The organism is Streptomyces sp. NPDC088812 (genome assembly GCF_044750285.1).
Lineage (GTDB): Bacteria > Actinomycetota > Actinomycetes > Streptomycetales > Streptomycetaceae > Streptomyces.
Map to the genome: position 1 here is coordinate 158,535 of NZ_JBIVJP010000006.1, position 16,238 is coordinate 174,772.

A 16,238-nucleotide genomic window follows, 5' to 3' on the forward strand; every position below is an offset into this window, starting at 1 on the left:
ACCGGCGTCCGCCCCGCGCCGAACCGGTGTCAGCCCCGCGCCGAACCGGTGTCAGCCCCGCGCCGAACCGGCGTCCGCCCCGCCCGTCACGATCGCCGCAACCGGCGCAACCGCCCCGCGCCCTTCAGCGCCCGCGCCGCCGTCGCCGCCAGCCTCGGCCGGGCCCGTACGAAGTGGTGCGCGCGGCGGGAGGGCTCACGGCTGAGCCAGTGGAACGCGGCGCCCACTCCCGGACGCGTCCACGCCCCCTCGTACACGGGCAGCTCGCCCGTCTTCAGCGAGTCCTTGTACTCGGCCGCGCCCCGCCCCAGATCGAGCAGGCCGATGCCCTCCGCGGCCGACGCCTCGGCCATCCGCAGATGCAGCACCAGCCCCGGCGAGAACTTCGCGAACTCCGGGTCGTAGGCCGGGAACCAGCAGGCCAGGACGGTCGCCGAACGCAGTCCGAAGTGCGCGGCGACGGGCCGCTCACCGGCGTAGAGCACGGACAGCGTGCCGGAGCACTCCGGGGCGCGCGTCTCGGCGAGGGCGTCCACGAGCCGGGTGATCCACTCCTGCGCGAACCGGTCCCGGCGGCCGGTCCTGCGGTACTGCGCCGACTTCCACGCCATGAGCGTGCGCAGTGCGGCCGGGTCGCGCTCGTCGAACACGAACCGCAGCGGCCCGGTCTGGCGGCCCAGCCTGCGTTCCTTCGCGAGCGTCGTCTTCAGGAACTTCGGCGACTGCGCGCGCAGCACGGACTCGTAGGTCTCGTACCCCTTCTCCACGTCGATGACGTAGGAGGCGTACTCGGCGGCCACCTGCGGCAGGAACAGCCCCTGTTCGGCCTCCAGGTTGTCGAAGGCGAAGCTCGACAGGGAACACGCCCGCATCAGTTCGTCCGCGTTCAGCCCGAGGCCCGGGCTCAGTACGGCTCCCTGGGCGTCCGACACGCCGTACGCGAGGGCCTGGCCGCGGCCGAGCCGGCCCCGCTCGTGGGGCAGGAAACCGACCGGCTCGCGCCCCTCGTACACCACCGCCACCCGCGCGCGGGGCCGCACCCGGCCCACGGCGTCGGTGAACTCCGGCTCCATGAACGGATTGCGCGGGACCGTGGACGCGGCGCGCAGCGCGCGCCACCGCTCCCGATCCCCCTCGCCGAGCTCCTCCGGCCCGAGCACACGAACACGTCCACTGCTCAACCTGACCCCCCGATCAAGTCCCCCCTGGACTCTTGGACGGTACCGCTCCAGGCAGTTCGGGCGGTAGGTAGCGGAGCATGTTGTTGCCAATCGGTGCAGAGGCCTTTAACCGCCCTGTACCCGGCGTTGCGTGTGAAAGCCGTTTCCGGCCTCCTTGCCCCGTCCTCCCGCGGATCGGCCTCAGGGGAAGGTGAGTTGGGGACGGCCGGGATCCGTATTCTCTGATCATGGCCGCACCCTTCGCAGATGCCGCGCGCTGCGCCGCGTACTCCCTCATCGCCACCGACCTGGACGGAACGCTGCTCCGCGGCGACGACACCTTCTCCGACCGGTCCCTCGACGCGCTCGCGCGGGTGGCGGCCGCCGGCGCCCGCCACCTGGTGGTGACGGGCCGCCCGGCACCCCGGGTCCGGCCGCTGCTGGCGAACCTGCACAGCCGGGGACTCGCGGTGTGCGGCCAGGGTGCACAGTTGTACGACGCCGGCGCGGACCGCCTGCTGTGGTCGGTCACCTTGGACCGGGACCTGGCGGAGACCGCGCTCGGGAAGATCGAGGCCGAGGTCGGCGAGGTGTACGCGGCCGTCGACCAGGACGGTGTCGACGGGCTGACGCTCATCGAGCCGGGCTACCGGATGCCCCACCCGACCCTGCCGGCCCTGCGCGTCGGGTCGCGCGACGACCTGTGGTGCGAGCCGGTCAGCAAGGTGCTGTTGCGCCACCCCACCCTGTCCGACGACGAGTTGGCGGCGACGGCCCGCTCGGTGGTCGGTTCGCTCGCGACCGTCACCATGTCCGGGCCGGGCACGGTGGAGCTCCAGCCGTGCGGCATCACCAAGGCGACGGGGCTGGCGCTGGCCGCCGAACACCTCGGGCTGAGGCCCGAGGACACACTGGCCTTCGGTGACATGCCCAACGACATCCCGATGTTCGACTGGGCGGCGCGCGGTGTCGCGATGGCCAACGCCCACCCCGAGCTGAAGGCGGTGGCCGACGAGGTGACGACGTCGAACGAGGACGACGGCGTGGCCGTCGTCCTCGAAAGACTCTTCCCCTAGGGCGAGTCCCGCGGGGTGTGTCCCGCAGGGTGTGTCCTGAGCCTGGGTGCAGGTCAGTACGCGCCGAACACGTTGTCGATGGAGCCGTAGCGCGCGGCCGCGTAGTTGCAGGCCGCGGTGATGTTGGCGACCGGGTCGTACGGGTCGTACGAGGTGCCGGGCACGTGGTACGCGGCGAAGGTCGGGTCGATGACCTGGAGCAGCCCCTTGGAGGGGGTGCCCTTGGCCGCGTTGGAGTCCCAGAGGTTGATGGCCTTCGGGTTGCCCGACGACTCGCGGAGGATGTTGCGGTGGATGCCGTTGTACGTGCCCGGGATGCCGCGCTCGGCCATGATCGCGAGCGACTCGCGGATCCAGCCGTCGAGGTTGTCGGGGTACCCGGCGACCGTGGTGACCGACGTCGTGGTGACCGACGTCGGGGCGGCGGCGGAGGCGCTGGTGGCGGCCATGAACGGAAGGGAGAGCACGGCGGCGCCGGTGCAGACGGCGGCGACGGTGCGGGCGAGACGGGTGCGGCGGGGCTGGGCGGCAGCAGACATGGCGGAATTCCTCTCCGGCGCCTGCGGGGTGAGCTGTCGGGTTCGGGCGGGGAGGTGCCCGGCCGGCCGCCGTACGGGTACGGCGGCACGACTTCACCCCTAGCCGGGGCCGTTACGTGCGTGACGTACGGCCCGGCGTCTACCTGGGTCCCCCGCTCCTGCCGTGCGTGAGTGTTCGTCGATGGGTGGTGAAGGGCGGCGGCAGGATTCGGCGTCCGCCCGACTTGTGGCGGGAACGTATGCGAGAGCACATGTCCGGAACAAGTGGCGGAGTCACACCACACCCCTATTGACCATGATCCGCTCGGTATGGGGTGCTTGATCCTTTGCTGTCGTGAAACGTCAACTGGCTTGGCGCAAAGCGGAATCACAGGGTTCGGTGTGGGGGGTGGGGTGGGGGTGGGGAGTGAGCCAACTCACCCGTCATCGCAATAGGTGCCAAACGGACAATGAGCCCCAAGTCCTTTGTAAAAGGGCGTGTTGTGGAGGGGTGGGGGCTGTCCGGCTCCGAACCGGTCGCGGCAGGAGCGGTACCTCGGGAGGCGGTCGGTGAGCCGGCGACGGGGGCAGCGGACTGGGTGTGTCGTGCGGCGCGGCCAGGGCGGCGCGGCCAGGGCGGCGCGGCCAGGGCGGCGCGGTCGGGGTGACGCGGTCGGTACGGCCAGGCCGGCGGCGGCCGCGATCGCCGGGCTGGTGAAGGGCGCCGCGAAGCAGGCGACCGGGACAGACGGCGACCCTGCCGGTCGTCGGCGTCGACGGTGGGGTGGGCCTTCGTGCGCCTTCGTCCGGTCGGGTGAAGGCCCCCGGTCAAGCGAGGGCTCCCGGCCGGGGAGGCGGCGGCCGGGGACGGCGTCGTCGCGCGGAGGGAAGGCCGGTCGGCGGATTCGACGCCTACCCCTGCGCGCTGGACATGAATCACTGCTTCCCGGTCAGTCGATGAATGTCCGTTCGTATCGGCTGATCGGAAACATACCGGTCGTGATCGGAAGCCGCCCGGGCTCATCCGGGCTCCTCTCGTCGTCTCCCGGTCGAGCGACGTGCGGGGCCGGGTGACGTGGGGGCTTATCAGTGATCGAAACGTGACCGGATACGCTGACTCGAGTGATGGCAGCGACCTATCGACAAACCGTGTAACCGCCAGTAGACACCAGCAGACAGGAGACCCCTCGTGACCGTCGTCGGGCCGTTCGGGCTGAGCGTGCGGGACCAGGCTCTGGAAGCCGATGTCCAGGCCGGATTGACGGCTGTCGAGGAAGGCTTGCTCGAGGCCACCAAGAGCGAGGTTCCCTTCATCACGGAAGCCGCCCAGCACCTGGTGCGGGCGGGCGGAAAGCGGTTCCGGCCCCTGCTCGTGATGCTCGCGGCGCAGTTCGGCGACCCGTACGCACCGGGGATCGTGCCGTCGGCCGTGGTGGTGGAGCTCACCCACCTGGCCACGCTGTACCACGACGACGTGATGGACGAGGCGACCGTACGGCGCGGGGTGCCGAGCGCGAACACACGCTGGGGGAACTCGGTCGCCGTCCTCACCGGGGACTTCCTCTTCGCCCGGGCCTCGCACATCCTCGCCGACCTCGGGCCCGAGGCGGTCCGGGTGCAGGCGGAGGCGTTCGAGCGGCTGGTCACGGGGCAGATCCTGGAGACGGCGGGGCCGACGGACGGGCGGGACCCGGTCGAGCACTACCTCGACGTGCTGGGCGGCAAGACCGGCTCGCTGGTGGCCGTCTCGTGCCGGTTCGGCGCGATGATGTCGGGCGCCGACGAGACGGTCGTGGACGTGCTGACGCAGTACGGCGAGCGGCTGGGAGTCGCCTTCCAGCTCGCGGACGACGTCCTGGACATCGCGTCGGACTCCCACGAGTCGGGCAAGACGCCGGGCACGGACCTGCGGGAAGGGATTCCGACGCTGCCCGTGCTGCGGCTGCGGGAGCGGGCGGAGCGCCTGGCGCTGCCCGAGGACGTGGCGCTCTGCGAGCTGCTGGACTCCGACCTGAGCGACGACGCACGGCACGCGGAGGCGCTGGCCGCCCTGCGCGCCCACTCCGCGCTGGAGCAGGCCCGCGCGGACACCGTGCGGTACGCGAAGGAGGCACGGGCCGTGCTGGCGCCGCTGCGGGAGTGCGGGGCCAAGAAGGCGCTGATGGAGCTGTGCGACGCGGTGGTGCACCGGGCCGGGTGAGGTGCCCTCGCCCCAACCCGTCCCGCCTCGCCCCGCCCCATCCCGTCCCATGCTGTTTCGTCGCGCCCACCCACCCCTACGGGTCATCGTCGGCCACCCGCCCCCGTGTCATACCGCAGGCGTAGACGGAGTTGAGTCCTCGGGTTGACGTATGTGGTGGGCCGATTTGGTCAGATGGAGACCACGGAGAACCCCAATCCTCACCGATTCGGGTGAGAATGGCGGCTTGGGGTGGGGTCGTTCGCGACATGACCAGCCGCCGCCGACGACGGAGGTAAGGCACACATGGCACCGTACGCATCCGACGACAGCACACGCGCCGGGGAGACCGACGACGACCCGCGCGTCGGACGGCGCAAGGCCGTTCGGTACGTCGTTCCGGTCACCGTGGCGGGTGTCGCGGCGGCGACGATCGGGCTCGTCCCGGCGTTGGCCGACTCGGGCGACCCCGACCTGCCGAAGATCAGCGCGCAGCAGCTCATAGAGAAGATCGCCGCGTCCGACGTGCAGCAGCTCTCCGGCACCGTGAAGATCAGCACCGATCTGGGCCTGCCCGACCTGGGCGGCCTGGAGACCGGGCTGCTCTCCGGGGCCACCGGGGAGAGCGGCGGCTCGTCCGCCGACCCCTCGGCCAAGCTCACCGAACTCGCCTCCGGTACGCACACCCTGCGCGTCGCCGCCGACGGCCCGGACCGGCAGAAGCTCTCCCTCCTGGAGAACGCCGCCGAGTACAGCGTCATCCACAACGGCACGGACGTGTGGGCGTACGACAGCGCCTCCGACGAGGTCTACCACTCGACCGTCGAGAAGAACGCGAAGGACGACGGCACGCCCGTGCCCGCCACGCCCGGGGAGCTCACCGAGGAAGCCCTGAAGGCGGTGGACGACACCACCTCGGTGACCGTCGACGGGACCGTCCAGGTCGCCGGCCGCGACGCCTACAAGCTGGTCGTCAAGCCGAAGCAGTCCGGCTCGACCGTCGGCGCGATCAGCGTGGCCGTGGACGCCGAGACCGGGCTGCCGCTGAAGTTCACGCTCACCCCGAGCGGGGGCGGCGCGGCCGTCGTCGACGCCGGCTTCACCCAGGTCAGCTTCGCCCGGCCGGCCGCCTCCACCTTCGAGTTCACCCCGCCCGAGGGCGCGAAGGTGACCGAGGGGGAGGCCGCCGACCCGGCCGAGGCGCCCGAGGACTCCGGCGTCCCCTCCGAGGAGGAACTGGGCGAGGACCTGGCCGGCCTCGATGTCCTCGGCGACGGCTGGACGTCCGTGGCCACCTTCGACACCGGCGGCACGGGTGCCGCCTCCGCCGGGGACCTGCCCGACGCGGGCGCTCTCAGCGGCTTCCTGGGCTCCTTCGGCGACAAGGTCACCGGCAAGTTCGGCTCCGGGACCGTCTTCTCCACCCGTCTGATCAACGCCCTGGTCACGGACGACGGCGAGGTCTACGTCGGTGCCGTCACCAAGGACGCCCTGGTCAAGGCGGCCGATTCGGCACGGTGAGCGGCCGACTCGGGCCGGTGAGCGGCCGACGCGGCCGGTCACCGGCCTGACGGCCACCAGTGGACAGCGGATCGGGGGAGCCGATGGACGGCGACGCGGCGGAGGCGCCCGGAACGGTGCCCGGGACGGCGCCAGGAGTGGACCCCGGGACGGTGCCAGGAATGGACCCCGGGACGGTGCCAGGAATGGACCCCGGGACGGTGCCAGGAGTGGACCCCGGGACGGTGCGCGGGGCGGAGCCTGGAACGGTGCCCGGAACGGTGCCGGGAGTGGCGCCCGGCGCGGCGCCCGGCGCGGCGCAGGGCGCGGTGCCGGGCGCGGGCGACCCCGTCATCCACACCCGCGCCCTCACCAAGCGCTACCGCGGCGGGCAACTCGCCGTCGACGGCCTCGACCTGGCCGTCCCGGCGGGCAGCGTCTTCGGCTTCCTCGGCCCGAACGGCTCCGGCAAGACCACCACGATCCGCATGCTGATGGGCCTCGTCGAACCGACCTCCGGCACGGCCCGGGTGCTCGGGCGGCCCATGCCACGGGCCGCCCGCACCGTCCTTCCGCACGTCGGCGCCCTCATCGAGGGCCCGGCCCTCTACGGCTTCCTCTCCGGCCGCGACAACCTCCTGCGCTACGACGCCGCCGACCCGACCGCCGATCCGCGCACCCGACGCCCGCGCGTGGCGGCGGCACTGGACCGGGTGGGGCTGACGGCCGCCGCCGGCAAGAAGGCGAAGGCGTACTCGCTCGGCATGAAACAGCGGCTGGGCCTCGCCGCGGCGCTGCTCCAGCCCCGCCGCCTGCTCGTCCTCGACGAGCCGACCAACGGCCTCGACCCGCAGGGCATGCGCGAGATCCGCGTCCTCGTCCGCGAGCTGGCCGCCGACGGCACCACCGTCTTCCTCTCCTCCCACCTCCTCGACGAGATCGAGCAGGTCTGCACACACGCGGCCGTGATGGCGCGCGGACGCCTCCTCGTCCAGGGCCCGGTGGCCGACCTGGCGGCCCGGGCGCGCGGCCGGCTCGTCGTGACCACCCCGGATCCGGCGGACGCGGCCCGCGTGCTGAAGGAACAGGGGGCGGGTGACGTCGTCGTCACCGAGGACCGGGTGACGGGCGAGCCCGGCGGCCTGGAACTCTCCGACCTGAACGCCGCGTTGGTGACGGCAGGCGTCCGGGTGCGCGGCTTCGGCGTGGAGCGGGCCTCGCTGGAGGAGGCGTTCGTGGCACTCACGGGGGAGGGTTTCGATGTCGCGGGCTGAAACGGCCGCGGCGGTGCGGGCCGAAGGCGTCCGAGGGGCACGCCCGTTGTGGGCCCTCGGCCTCTTCCGCAGCGAGCTGACCGTCACCCTCCGCCGCTGGCGCCCCCTCGCCCTGCTGGCCGTACTGGCGGCCGTGCCGGTCCTGGTCGGGATCGCCGTGAAGATCGAGACGGGGGACGGCGCCACGGCCGGGCGGCGGGGCGGCGGCGGTGAGACGCCGGCCTTCATGGCGCAGATCACCAACAACGGCCTGTTCCTGGTGTTCACCGCGCTGGCCGCCACGCTCCCGTTCTTCCTGCCGATGGCCGTGGGGGTCGTCGCCGGCGACGCGCTCGCCGGTGAGGCGAACGCCGGCACCCTGCGCTACCTCCTGGTCGCCCCCGCCGGCCGCACCCGCCTCCTGCTCGCCAAGTACGCGACGGCGGCGGCCTTCTGCCTGCTGGCCACCTTCGTCGTCACGGTGTCGGCGCTCGCGGTCGGCGCGCTGCTGTTCCCGCTCGGCGACCTCACGACGATCTCCGGCACCCGCATCTCCCTCGCCGACGGCCTGACGCGGGCCCTGCTGATCGCGCTGGTCGTCGCCGTCTCCCTGCTCGGCGTGGCCGCGCTCGGCCTGTTCGTCTCCACGCTCACCGACAGCGGCATCGCGGCGATGGCGACGACCGTGGGGCTGCTGATCACCGTTCAGATCCTCGACCAGATTCCCCAACTGCACGCGGTCCAGCCGTACCTGTTCTCCCACTACTGGCTGTCCTTCGCCGACCTGATGCGCGACCCCGTCTACTGGGAGGAACTGCGCAGGAACCTCGGACTGCAGGGCCTGTACGTGGCCGTCTTCGGCTCGGCGGCGTGGGCGCGGTTCACGACGAGGGACGTCACCGCGTAGTCGGGACCGTCCCCGGCTCGGTTTCTGCCTCGGTCTCCGTACCGGTCTCGGTCTCCGTACCGGTCCCGGTCTCCGTACCGGTCCCGGTCTCGTAGGGGAAGCGCGCCAGGGGCGCCTCCCGGGCGAAGAACGTCTTGGCGCGCGCGAGCGCCTTCGTGTCGTTCAGGACGTCACCGGGCTTGCTGCCGTTGCCGAGCAGCACTCCGCCGAACCGCATCCCCATGTACGCGGCCGAGTTGTGCAGCGCGCCGACCAGCGGGTCGGCGACCACCTGCTCCTCGTGGGCCAGCGCGGTGACCCCCCACAGGGTGCGGCCGGCGAGCGTCGCCTTGAAGTCCAGGCCGGGGGTGCGCAGCCAGCCTGACCAGTAGTCCAGGTAGCGCTTGGTGTGGCCGGAGAGTGTGTACCAGTACAGGGGCGAGGCGATCACGATGTCCGTCGCCGCGAGCGTGGCGTCGAGCAGCAGGCCAGCGTTGCCCTCGGTGGGGCGGACGTGGTCCTCGTCGTGACGCAGGTCCTCGAAGTCGGGCAGCGGGTGCTCGGCGAGTGCGAGCCACCGCTGTCCGACGTCGGCGGGCAGTTGTTCGGCAGCCCGGCGGGCCAGCAGTTCGGTGTTGCCGGCGCTACGGGCACTGCCCAGCAGGAACAGGAAACGGCGGGTGCTCACGGTCTTCCCCCAGGTGCTAGGCGTGCAGCAATAAAACGCCTGTGCATTATATGCGCATGCAATCATACTGCCAGGGCTGATCGGGCGACGCCCCTTCGCCGAGGCCGCCGCCGGGCACCAGGACCCCGGTCGCCGCCTCCGCGCGCGCCGCCAGGGAGAGCAGCAGCACCTCCCGTCCGTGCGGCGCCACGGCCTGGAGTCCCGCCGGGCAGCCGTCCGGTCCGATCCCCGCCGGGAGGCTGAGCGCCGGATGCCCACTGAGGTTGAACGCCCAGGTGAGAGCCGTCGAGTAGCGCGCTCCCGGGCCTTCGTGGCCGTGCGGCGGATGGGGGGTCGTGGGGGTCAGCAGCAGGTCGGCCCGGGCGAAGAACGCGTCCAGCCGGGAGTCGTTGACCCTCCGAACGGCCTCGGCGGAACCGCCGTCACCTCCGCTGCCGGCACCCGCACCCGCACCGCCGCCTGCGCCTGCGCCTGCGCCTGCGCCTGTCGCACGGAGCGCCAGCCACGCCGGGCCGGGGTCCTCCAGCCGCAGCGGCACCTCGGCGCGCAGCAGCCGTACGGCACCGGCGTCCGCGAGGCGAACGGCGGCGGCGCGGGCCAGCGCCACGGGCTCCGGGTCCGGACCGGCGAAGCCGAGGTCGGGGGAGAAGACCGCGGTGGGCGGATCGGCGACGGTCGGACGGGCATCGGTCGGACGGGCGACGGGCGGATCGGCGACGGTCGGACGGGCATCGGCCGGACGGGCGACGGTCGGACGGGCGTCGGTCGGCTCGGCGTCGGTCGGCTCGGGGGTGGACGGATCGGTGACGGGCGCATCGGTGACGGGCGGATCGGACCGGGATGCGTCGAGCGCACCGGACGCTCCCGCCGCCCCGGCCATCACCCGCCAGTAGGCCTCCGCGTCCGCCGCGTACCGCGCGAGCACGCCGGGCGCCGCCAGCCCCGTACGGTCGGCCGACGGGAGGCTGCCCCCGGTGACCTTCAGGCCGAGGATCCCGCACCACGCCGCCGGTATCCGCACCGATCCCGCCCCGTCACTGCCGGTCGCCAGCGGCACCAGGCCGGCCGCGACCGCCGCCGCGGAACCGGCCGAGGAGCCACCCGGCGTGCGGTCGGCACGCCAGGGGTTGACGGTACGGCCGTGCGCTCCGAGCCCCCAGGTCTGCCATGCGGTTCCCGGCCCGGGCACGGCCGTCGCGCCCACCGGCACGCATCCGGCGTCGGTCAACGGCCCCGCCGCCCGCAGCCCGTAACGGCCCTTGACGCCGATCGGCACCCCGGCCAGCGGCAGCCGCTCACCCGCGGCGACCCGCGCGTCGACCTCGGCCGCCGCCGCCATCGCCGCCTCCTCCCACACCTCGACGAAGGCGCACACCGCACGGTCGGCCCGCCGGATCCGCTCCAACGCCCCGGCGACGGCGTCGACGGCCCGCAGCCGCCCCGCCCGCACGGCGTCGGCGATCCCGACGGCGGGAGGCAGCGGAGGGAACGCCGGAGGGAACGCCGGAGGGAACGGCGGCGGGGTCGGCGGCGGACCGGGCGGGGTCAACGGGCCCGCCGGATGGTCGTGCCGGTGAGGCGGCACAGCGGCTCGCTCTCGCGGGGCGGTTCCCCGGACAGGTCGCCGAGGCGCCAGGACGGAACCCAGGGCACGCGGTACACGTCGATGGCCGACTCGATCGGCCGGATCCGCTGGGCGAGCGGCCGGGGCAGGCGGCCCGGGGCGTCCGCGACCAGGACAACCGCCTCCAGGTCGAGCCCGGCCGGCGCCTCCGCGCGCCGGAAGACCTCCAAGGCCCGCAGGGCGGACTCGATGCCGGTCGCGTGCGTCCGGGCGACCAGCAGGACGGAGGAGGGCGCGTCGGGGCCCGGCCAGTCGCGTCCGCAGTCGTGACCGCCGTAGACGGCGGCGAGCGTCGAGGTTCCGGCCCCGCCGTGGGCGGCGAGCCACGAGAAGCGCCGGGGAGTGGCGGTCGGGGCGGCCACGGACTCGTACGGCCCCGGCGCCGGCCCCGGCGCGGCCACCGGTCCGCGGATCCAGATCTCCGGTCCGCGCTGCCCGTCCGTCGTCCGCATGTCCGTGCTCCTCCTCGTACTGACTGTGCGGGCCGCTCCTTGGAACGAGCCTGTGACGTCGTGGTGACGTCAGGAAAGGGAGCGGGCGGAGAAACTCAACAGTACGTGTACGTGTGCGTGCACGGATCATGAGCACCAGGTACGTGCACGGGATACGTGTCCGAGTGAGGGAAACCGATGTCGCGACTCAGCCGCGAGAAGAAGCGGGAACAGCAGCACGCCGGGCGGCAGGCCGCCGTGGTGGCGCCACTCGACGTACACGTGTCCGGGGGCGGGCCGGCGACGATCGGCGGTGTCCCGGTCGTCCCGGCCGACGGCCAGGAGATCCAGCACGCCGTCCTGGGCCACCTGCACCGCATCGCCCTGGCCACCGGCCATCCGGTCGCCGCCACGGTGCACGACGAGCGCATCGGCTACGTCGTTCCCCTGCGCGTCGAACCGGACGGATCCAGCCATTTCGCGGGCGAGCCGCTGCGGGTGGCGCCGCCGCCGCAGGAGCCGCCCGCGCCGTCCCGCCACGACAAGCCCACGCACGCCCTGCGATCCGTGCCCGAACCGGTGAACGAGACGGCCCCCACCTTTCCGCTGCGCACCGTCCCGGAGCCCCGAACCCGACCCCAGATCCCCCCGCAGTCACAGCCACACCCGCAGTCACTGCCGCACCCGCACCCGCACCCGCACCCGCAGCCGGAGCCGCAATCGCAGTCACAGCCGCGGTCGCTCCCCCAGGCGCAGCCGCACGACGACGTCCCGGCGGCCCCCGGCACGGTCGTCGCCCCGACGGGCGTCTTCGGTCCGCCGCCCGCGATGAACACCCCTCCGCCCGCGGATACGGGTGGCAGCGCTCCCGGCGCCGGACCGGAGCCCGACGCCGGCCCGGTCTTCGGCCACACCCTCGGCTCCCGCCCCGACTCGGACCCCGACCCCAAGCCGACTCCCGCGCGCGGCTTCGACGCCGTCGCGGAGGCCGTGCTCGGCGACGACCCCCGCTCGCTCCCGGGTGACGGTGGCGCGCCCGCACTCCTCGCGGAGCCGATGGCGCAGATCAACGCGGCTGTGCGGGCGGGCCGGACGCAGGTGGCGGCGGCGCTCGCGGAGCGGACCGTCGCACAGGCCTCGGAAACGCTGGGGCCGGAGCACCCCGAAGTGCTCCGGCTGCGGGAACTCGGTGCGTACATCGCCTACCTGTCGGCGGACCCGCTCCGGTCCTTCCACGTCTCCCTCGACCTGGCCCGGATCCACCACCGCACCCGCCACACGGAGGCCGCGTACGGCAACGTCCTGAGTGCGGCGACGGCCTGGCGCGCCGTGCGCGACCCCCTGCAGGGGCTCAACCTGGGGACCGAGCTCCTGGCGCTGTGGACGGAGTTGACCACCGGGGAAGGGCCGGCCGCCGAGGACATGGAGGAGCTGGAGTCGGCACGCGCCCGCATGACGCGGCTGGCCGAGCGGGCCCGAAACTCCGGCTCCCTCCCGCGCGGTTGATCAGGTGGCCGGTGGCCGGTGGCCGGTGGCCGGTAGCCGGTAGCCGGTAGCCGGTGGACGGTGGCCGGTGGCCGGTGGCCGGTGGCGGGGCCCTCAGGTTCACGACCGGGCTCAGTGCACGCAGAACTCGTTCCCCTCAGGGTCCGCCATCACCACCCACTCCCCGGACGGATCCCTCACTTCCCGCAGCACACTCGCCCCCAGCGCCGTCAGCCGTTCGACCTCGGCCGCGCGCCGCCCGTCGCCGGGATGCAGATCGAGATGGAGCCGGTTCTTGCCCGTCTTGGCCTCCGGTACCCGCTGGAACAGCAGCCGCCGCCCGAGCCCCGTCCCACGGTCCGGGTCGAACGGGTCTTCGGGATGCCGTACGGCGATCAGGTCCCGGAAGGCGGGCCGGCCGTGGTGCTCCACCGTCGCCTCGCCCGTCAGCGCGCCGAGTTCCAGCAGCCGCTCGATGAACGCGCTGTTGTCCTCGACCTCGTAGCGCAGTGCGGCGGCCCAGAAATCGGCCTGGGTGTGCGGGTCGGAGCTGTCGACGACGAGCTTCCAGTGCACGGGCGTGGGGACGGGTGCGGGTCCGGAGGTGGGTGCGGGCGTCGGTGTCTCCGTCATGGGACCAGTTATAGGGCTCCGGCCGCGTGGACCGGACGCCTCCGCGCGCCCTCGCGCGTCGCGGCCCGATCGGGTGTCGTCCCGTCGGCCTACGGCTTGGCGACCGGAGCGGTAGCCCGAGCCGGGGCCGGAGCGCTAGCCGAGGCCGGAACCGAAGCCGAAGCCGGAACCGAAGCCGGAACCGAAGCCGGAACCGAAGCCGGAACCGAACCCGCAGCCTTCCCCGGCTCCGACGTATCCGGCCCGGCCACGGGGCCGGGCGTGCCGACGGCGAGTGCGCGGGCCGCCCGCCGGGCCGTGCGCAGCGCGTCCGCGGTGAGCAGGGTCAGCGCCAACCAGACCAGGGCGAACCCGGCCCAACGCTCGGGCGGCATGGCCTCGTGGAAGTAGAGGACGCCGAGCAGGAACTGGAAGACCGGCGCCAGGTACTGCAACAGACCCAGCGTGGACAGCGGCACGCGGATCGCCGCCGCGCCGAAGCAGACGAGCGGGATCGCGGTCACGATGCCGGTGGAGGCGAGCAGGCCGGCGTGCCCGGCACCCTCGCCGGTGAAGGTGGAGCTCCCGTCCGCGGAGAGCCACAACAGGTAGCCGAGAGCGGGCAGGAACTGGATCGCCGTCTCGGCGGCCAGCGACTCCACCCCACCGAGGTTGACCTTCTTCTTCACCAGCCCGTACGTGGCGAAGGAGAACGCGAGACACAGAGAGATCCACGGCGGGCGGCCGTAACCGATGGTGAGGACCAGCACCGCGGCGAAGCCGACGCCGACCGCCGCCCACTGCACGGGCCGCAGCCGCTCCTTGAGGAGCAGCACGCCCATCGCGATGGTGACCAGCGGGTTGATGAAGTAGCCGAGGGAGGCCTCGACCACGTGCCCGCTGTTGACCGCCCATATGTAGACGCCCCAGTTGACCGTGATGACGGCCGCGGCGATCGCGATCAGACCCAGCCGGCGCGGCTGCCGCAGCAGCTCACCGGCCCACGCCCAGCGCCGCACGACCACCAGCGCCGCCGCGACGAAGACGAGGGACCACACCATGCGGTGGGCGAGGATCTCCAACGCGCCGGCGGGTTTGAGCAGCGGCCAGAAGAGCGGCACGAGCCCCCACATCCCGTAGGCCGCGAAGCCGTTCAACAGGCCGGTACGGCCCTCACCCTTCGACGTCCCGGCCACGGGTCCTCCTTCTCACGACAGGCATGCGTGAACGAAGGTAACGCCGGGCGCCCCCGCCTGTCATGCCCGTATCGCCATACGGTCATGACAGGCGGGGAGTGGAGGTGGCACCGGAGTGCGCGCGCACCCCGCCCCGGGCTGATGGATCAATGGGCCGGTGGGCCGGTGGGCCGGTGGGCCGGTGGGGCCATGGGCAGGTGGGGAGGTGGGGAGGTGGGGAGGTGGGGAGGTGGGCAGGTGGGTCGATCAGTCCTCGTTCTCGAGCGCGGCCGCGACCGCCGCGGAGAGCGGGGTGGTCGGGCGGCCCGCCAGGCGGGACAGGTCTCCGGTCGAGACGACCAGCTCGCCCTTCTCGATCGACGCGTCCACCCCGGCGAGGATCGCCGCGAGCGGCTCGGGCAGCCCGGCGCCGGCCAGGATGCCGGTGAGGGCCTCGGTCGACACGGCGTTGTAGGTGATCTCCCGGCCGGTCCGCCGGCTCAGCTCCGCCGCGTACTCCGCGAAGCTCCACGCCTCGTCGCCGCCCAGCTCGTACGTCTGGTTCTCGTGGCCCTCACCGGTCAGCACGGCGACCGCGGCCGCCGCGTAGTCCGCGCGGGACGCGGACGAGACCCGGCCCTCGCCCGCGGCCGCGACGACCGCGCCGTGCTCCAGCACCGGGGCGAGCTGCTCGGTGTAGTTCTCGTGGTACCAGCCGTTGCGCAGCAGCGTGTACGGCAGCCCGGAGGCGAGCAGCGCGTCCTCGGTGGCCCGGTGGTCGTCGGCCAGTGCGGCGGTGAGGCTGCCCGGGGCGCTGGTGTAGGCGAGCAGAGCGGCACCGGCCGCCTTGGCGGCGTCGATGACGACCTGGTGCTGCTGCGGACGGCCCTTGTCGAACTCGTTGCCCGAGATCAGCAGCACCCTGTCCCCGGCGGCGAACAGGCCGTCGAAGGTCTCGGGGACGTTGTAGTCGGCGACCGCGAGCCGCACTCCACGGGCCGCGAGATCGGCGGCCTTCGCCTCGTCGCGGACGACGGCGGTGATCTGCTCCGCCGGAACCTTCTCCAGCAGCTGCTCCACGACGTGACGGCCCAGGTGTCCGGTGGCTCCGGTGACGACGATGCTCATGACGAGAACTCCTTGCGGGATGCGCGACGGGGGAACGCGACGGGGGAAGCGGTCTGGCGTCAACCCTAGGAGGAGCGCTAACTATCCGAAAGTACCCACTTTGAAGTAAGGTACTGGCATGACGGTAATCAAGCAGGTGGGGACGGACGATGCGGGCATGTGTCCGTCCCGGCTCGTCCTGGAACACGTCACCAGCCGCTGGGGCGTCCTCGTCCTGATGGAACTGCTCGACGGCCCGCACCGCTTCAGCGAGCTGCGCCGGGTGATCAGCCGGTTCGGCCGGACCGTCAGCGAGAAGATGCTGACCCAGACCCTCCAGACCCTGGAGCGCGACGGCCTGGTCCACCGGGACGCCAAGCCCGTGATCCCGCCGCGCGTCGACTACTCGCTCACCGAGCTGGGCCGCGAGGCCGCCGTGCAGGTGACGGCCCTGGCGCACTGGACGGCGGAGCGGCTGGCCGACGTCCAGGAAGCCCGCCGGGCATACGACGAGGCCCGCGACATCACGTCCCGGGCCTCGTGA

General features: G+C 73.0%; 15 protein-coding genes and 1 riboswitch. Of the genes, 7 read left to right on the plus strand and 8 right to left on the minus strand.

The window, feature by feature from the left end:
• Positions 1 to 86: 86 nt before the first annotated feature.
• Positions 87 to 1,160 (minus strand): GNAT family N-acetyltransferase, encoded by a 1,074-nt coding sequence (locus ACIP67_RS12920; RefSeq protein ID WP_401691237.1) that lies wholly within the window; start codon positions 1,158 to 1,160, stop codon positions 87 to 89.
• Positions 1,161 to 1,408: 248 nt separating this feature from the next.
• On the opposite strand from ACIP67_RS12920, the gene ACIP67_RS12925 reads away from it, so the two are divergent.
• Positions 1,409 to 2,236, plus strand: a complete 828-nt coding sequence (locus tag ACIP67_RS12925; RefSeq protein ID WP_401691239.1) for an HAD family hydrolase — start codon at positions 1,409 to 1,411, stop codon at positions 2,234 to 2,236.
• Positions 2,237 to 2,289: 53 nt separating this feature from the next.
• On the opposite strand, the gene ACIP67_RS12930 is transcribed toward ACIP67_RS12925, so the two are convergent.
• Entirely contained in the window at positions 2,290 to 2,775 is a 486-nt protein-coding gene (locus tag ACIP67_RS12930; protein ID WP_401691241.1) for a transglycosylase SLT domain-containing protein, read from the minus strand.
• 5 nt (positions 2,776 to 2,780) lie between these two features.
• Positions 2,781 to 2,959, minus strand: a riboswitch (cyclic di-AMP (ydaO/yuaA leader).
• 984 nt (positions 2,960 to 3,943) lie between these two features.
• Between ACIP67_RS12930 and ACIP67_RS12935 the strand changes: the two genes are divergently transcribed.
• From ACIP67_RS12935 to ACIP67_RS12950, 4 genes are all read left to right on the plus strand, one after another.
• A complete protein-coding gene (locus tag ACIP67_RS12935; protein ID WP_401691243.1) occupies positions 3,944 to 4,954 on the plus strand; it encodes a polyprenyl synthetase family protein in 1,011 nt (336 codons plus the stop codon).
• A 285-nt stretch (positions 4,955 to 5,239) separates the two neighbouring features.
• The gene (locus ACIP67_RS12940; protein WP_401691244.1) at positions 5,240 to 6,454 is read left to right on the plus strand and encodes an outer membrane lipoprotein carrier protein LolA; all 1,215 of its coding nucleotides are present in this window, start codon (positions 5,240 to 5,242) and stop codon (positions 6,452 to 6,454) included.
• A gap of 185 nt (positions 6,455 to 6,639) precedes the next feature.
• On the plus strand, positions 6,640 to 7,707 hold the full coding sequence (locus ACIP67_RS12945; protein WP_401691246.1) for an ABC transporter ATP-binding protein: 1,068 nt from the start codon (positions 6,640 to 6,642) through the stop codon (positions 7,705 to 7,707).
• Positions 7,694 to 8,593, plus strand: a complete 900-nt coding sequence (locus tag ACIP67_RS12950; RefSeq protein ID WP_401691248.1) for an ABC transporter permease — start codon at positions 7,694 to 7,696, stop codon at positions 8,591 to 8,593. Before ACIP67_RS12945 ends, ACIP67_RS12950 begins: the two co-directional genes overlap by 14 nt.
• Here ACIP67_RS12950 and ACIP67_RS12955 read toward each other — a convergent pair.
• From ACIP67_RS12955 to ACIP67_RS12965, 3 genes are all read right to left on the minus strand, one after another.
• Positions 8,583 to 9,260: a flavodoxin family protein gene (locus ACIP67_RS12955; RefSeq protein ID WP_401691250.1), complete on the minus strand. Its 678-nt coding sequence runs from the start codon at positions 9,258 to 9,260 to the stop codon at positions 8,583 to 8,585. The two genes, ACIP67_RS12950 and ACIP67_RS12955, sit on opposite strands and share 11 nt — an antisense overlap.
• A gap of 46 nt (positions 9,261 to 9,306) precedes the next feature.
• The gene (locus tag ACIP67_RS12960) at positions 9,307 to 10,710 is read right to left on the minus strand and encodes an amidase family protein (RefSeq protein ID WP_401691251.1); all 1,404 of its coding nucleotides are present in this window, start codon (positions 10,708 to 10,710) and stop codon (positions 9,307 to 9,309) included.
• Between the two features lie 95 nt (positions 10,711 to 10,805).
• On the minus strand, positions 10,806 to 11,336 hold the full coding sequence (locus ACIP67_RS12965) for a DUF6668 family protein (protein WP_401691253.1): 531 nt from the start codon (positions 11,334 to 11,336) through the stop codon (positions 10,806 to 10,808).
• Between the two features lie 177 nt (positions 11,337 to 11,513).
• Between ACIP67_RS12965 and ACIP67_RS12970 the strand changes: the two genes are divergently transcribed.
• Complete coding sequence (locus tag ACIP67_RS12970; RefSeq protein ID WP_401691255.1) at positions 11,514 to 12,821, plus strand: tetratricopeptide repeat protein; 1,308 nt, start codon at positions 11,514 to 11,516, stop codon at positions 12,819 to 12,821.
• A gap of 111 nt (positions 12,822 to 12,932) precedes the next feature.
• Here the strand turns inward: ACIP67_RS12970 and ACIP67_RS12975 are convergent, their stop codons facing one another.
• The 3 genes from ACIP67_RS12975 to ACIP67_RS12985 form a co-directional block, all read right to left on the minus strand.
• Positions 12,933 to 13,433, minus strand: coding sequence for a VOC family protein (locus ACIP67_RS12975; protein WP_401691257.1), 501 nt, complete (start codon positions 13,431 to 13,433; stop codon positions 12,933 to 12,935).
• Between the two features lie 89 nt (positions 13,434 to 13,522).
• Complete coding sequence (gene rarD, locus ACIP67_RS12980) at positions 13,523 to 14,608, minus strand: EamA family transporter RarD (protein ID WP_401691259.1); 1,086 nt, start codon at positions 14,606 to 14,608, stop codon at positions 13,523 to 13,525.
• A gap of 246 nt (positions 14,609 to 14,854) precedes the next feature.
• The gene (locus ACIP67_RS12985; protein WP_401691261.1) at positions 14,855 to 15,715 is read right to left on the minus strand and encodes an NAD(P)H-binding protein; all 861 of its coding nucleotides are present in this window, start codon (positions 15,713 to 15,715) and stop codon (positions 14,855 to 14,857) included.
• A 118-nt stretch (positions 15,716 to 15,833) separates the two neighbouring features.
• Between ACIP67_RS12985 and ACIP67_RS12990 the strand changes: the two genes are divergently transcribed.
• Positions 15,834 to 16,238, plus strand: coding sequence for a winged helix-turn-helix transcriptional regulator (locus ACIP67_RS12990; RefSeq protein WP_401691263.1), 405 nt, complete (start codon positions 15,834 to 15,836; stop codon positions 16,236 to 16,238).

Bases quoted from the DNA above. Each gene is read 5' to 3' on its own strand.
- ACIP67_RS12925 (WP_401691239.1), top strand. From the start codon at position 1,409: ATGGCCGCACCCTTCGCAGATGCCGCGCGCTGCGCCGCGTACTCCCTC.
- ACIP67_RS12930 (WP_401691241.1), bottom strand. From the start codon at position 2,775: ATGTCTGCTGCCGCCCAGCCCCGCCGCACCCGTCTCGCCCGCACCGTC.
- ACIP67_RS12940 (WP_401691244.1), top strand. From the start codon at position 5,240: ATGGCACCGTACGCATCCGACGACAGCACACGCGCCGGGGAGACCGAC.
- ACIP67_RS12945 (WP_401691246.1), top strand. From the start codon at position 6,640: ATGGACCCCGGGACGGTGCCAGGAGTGGACCCCGGGACGGTGCGCGGG.
- ACIP67_RS12950 (WP_401691248.1), top strand. From the start codon at position 7,694: ATGTCGCGGGCTGAAACGGCCGCGGCGGTGCGGGCCGAAGGCGTCCGA.
- ACIP67_RS12965 (WP_401691253.1), bottom strand. From the start codon at position 11,336: ATGCGGACGACGGACGGGCAGCGCGGACCGGAGATCTGGATCCGCGGA.
- ACIP67_RS12970 (WP_401691255.1), top strand. From the start codon at position 11,514: ATGTCGCGACTCAGCCGCGAGAAGAAGCGGGAACAGCAGCACGCCGGG.
- ACIP67_RS12975 (WP_401691257.1), bottom strand. From the start codon at position 13,433: ATGACGGAGACACCGACGCCCGCACCCACCTCCGGACCCGCACCCGTC.
- ACIP67_RS12985 (WP_401691261.1), bottom strand. From the start codon at position 15,715: ATGAGCATCGTCGTCACCGGAGCCACCGGACACCTGGGCCGTCACGTC.
- ACIP67_RS12990 (WP_401691263.1), top strand. From the start codon at position 15,834: ATGACGGTAATCAAGCAGGTGGGGACGGACGATGCGGGCATGTGTCCG.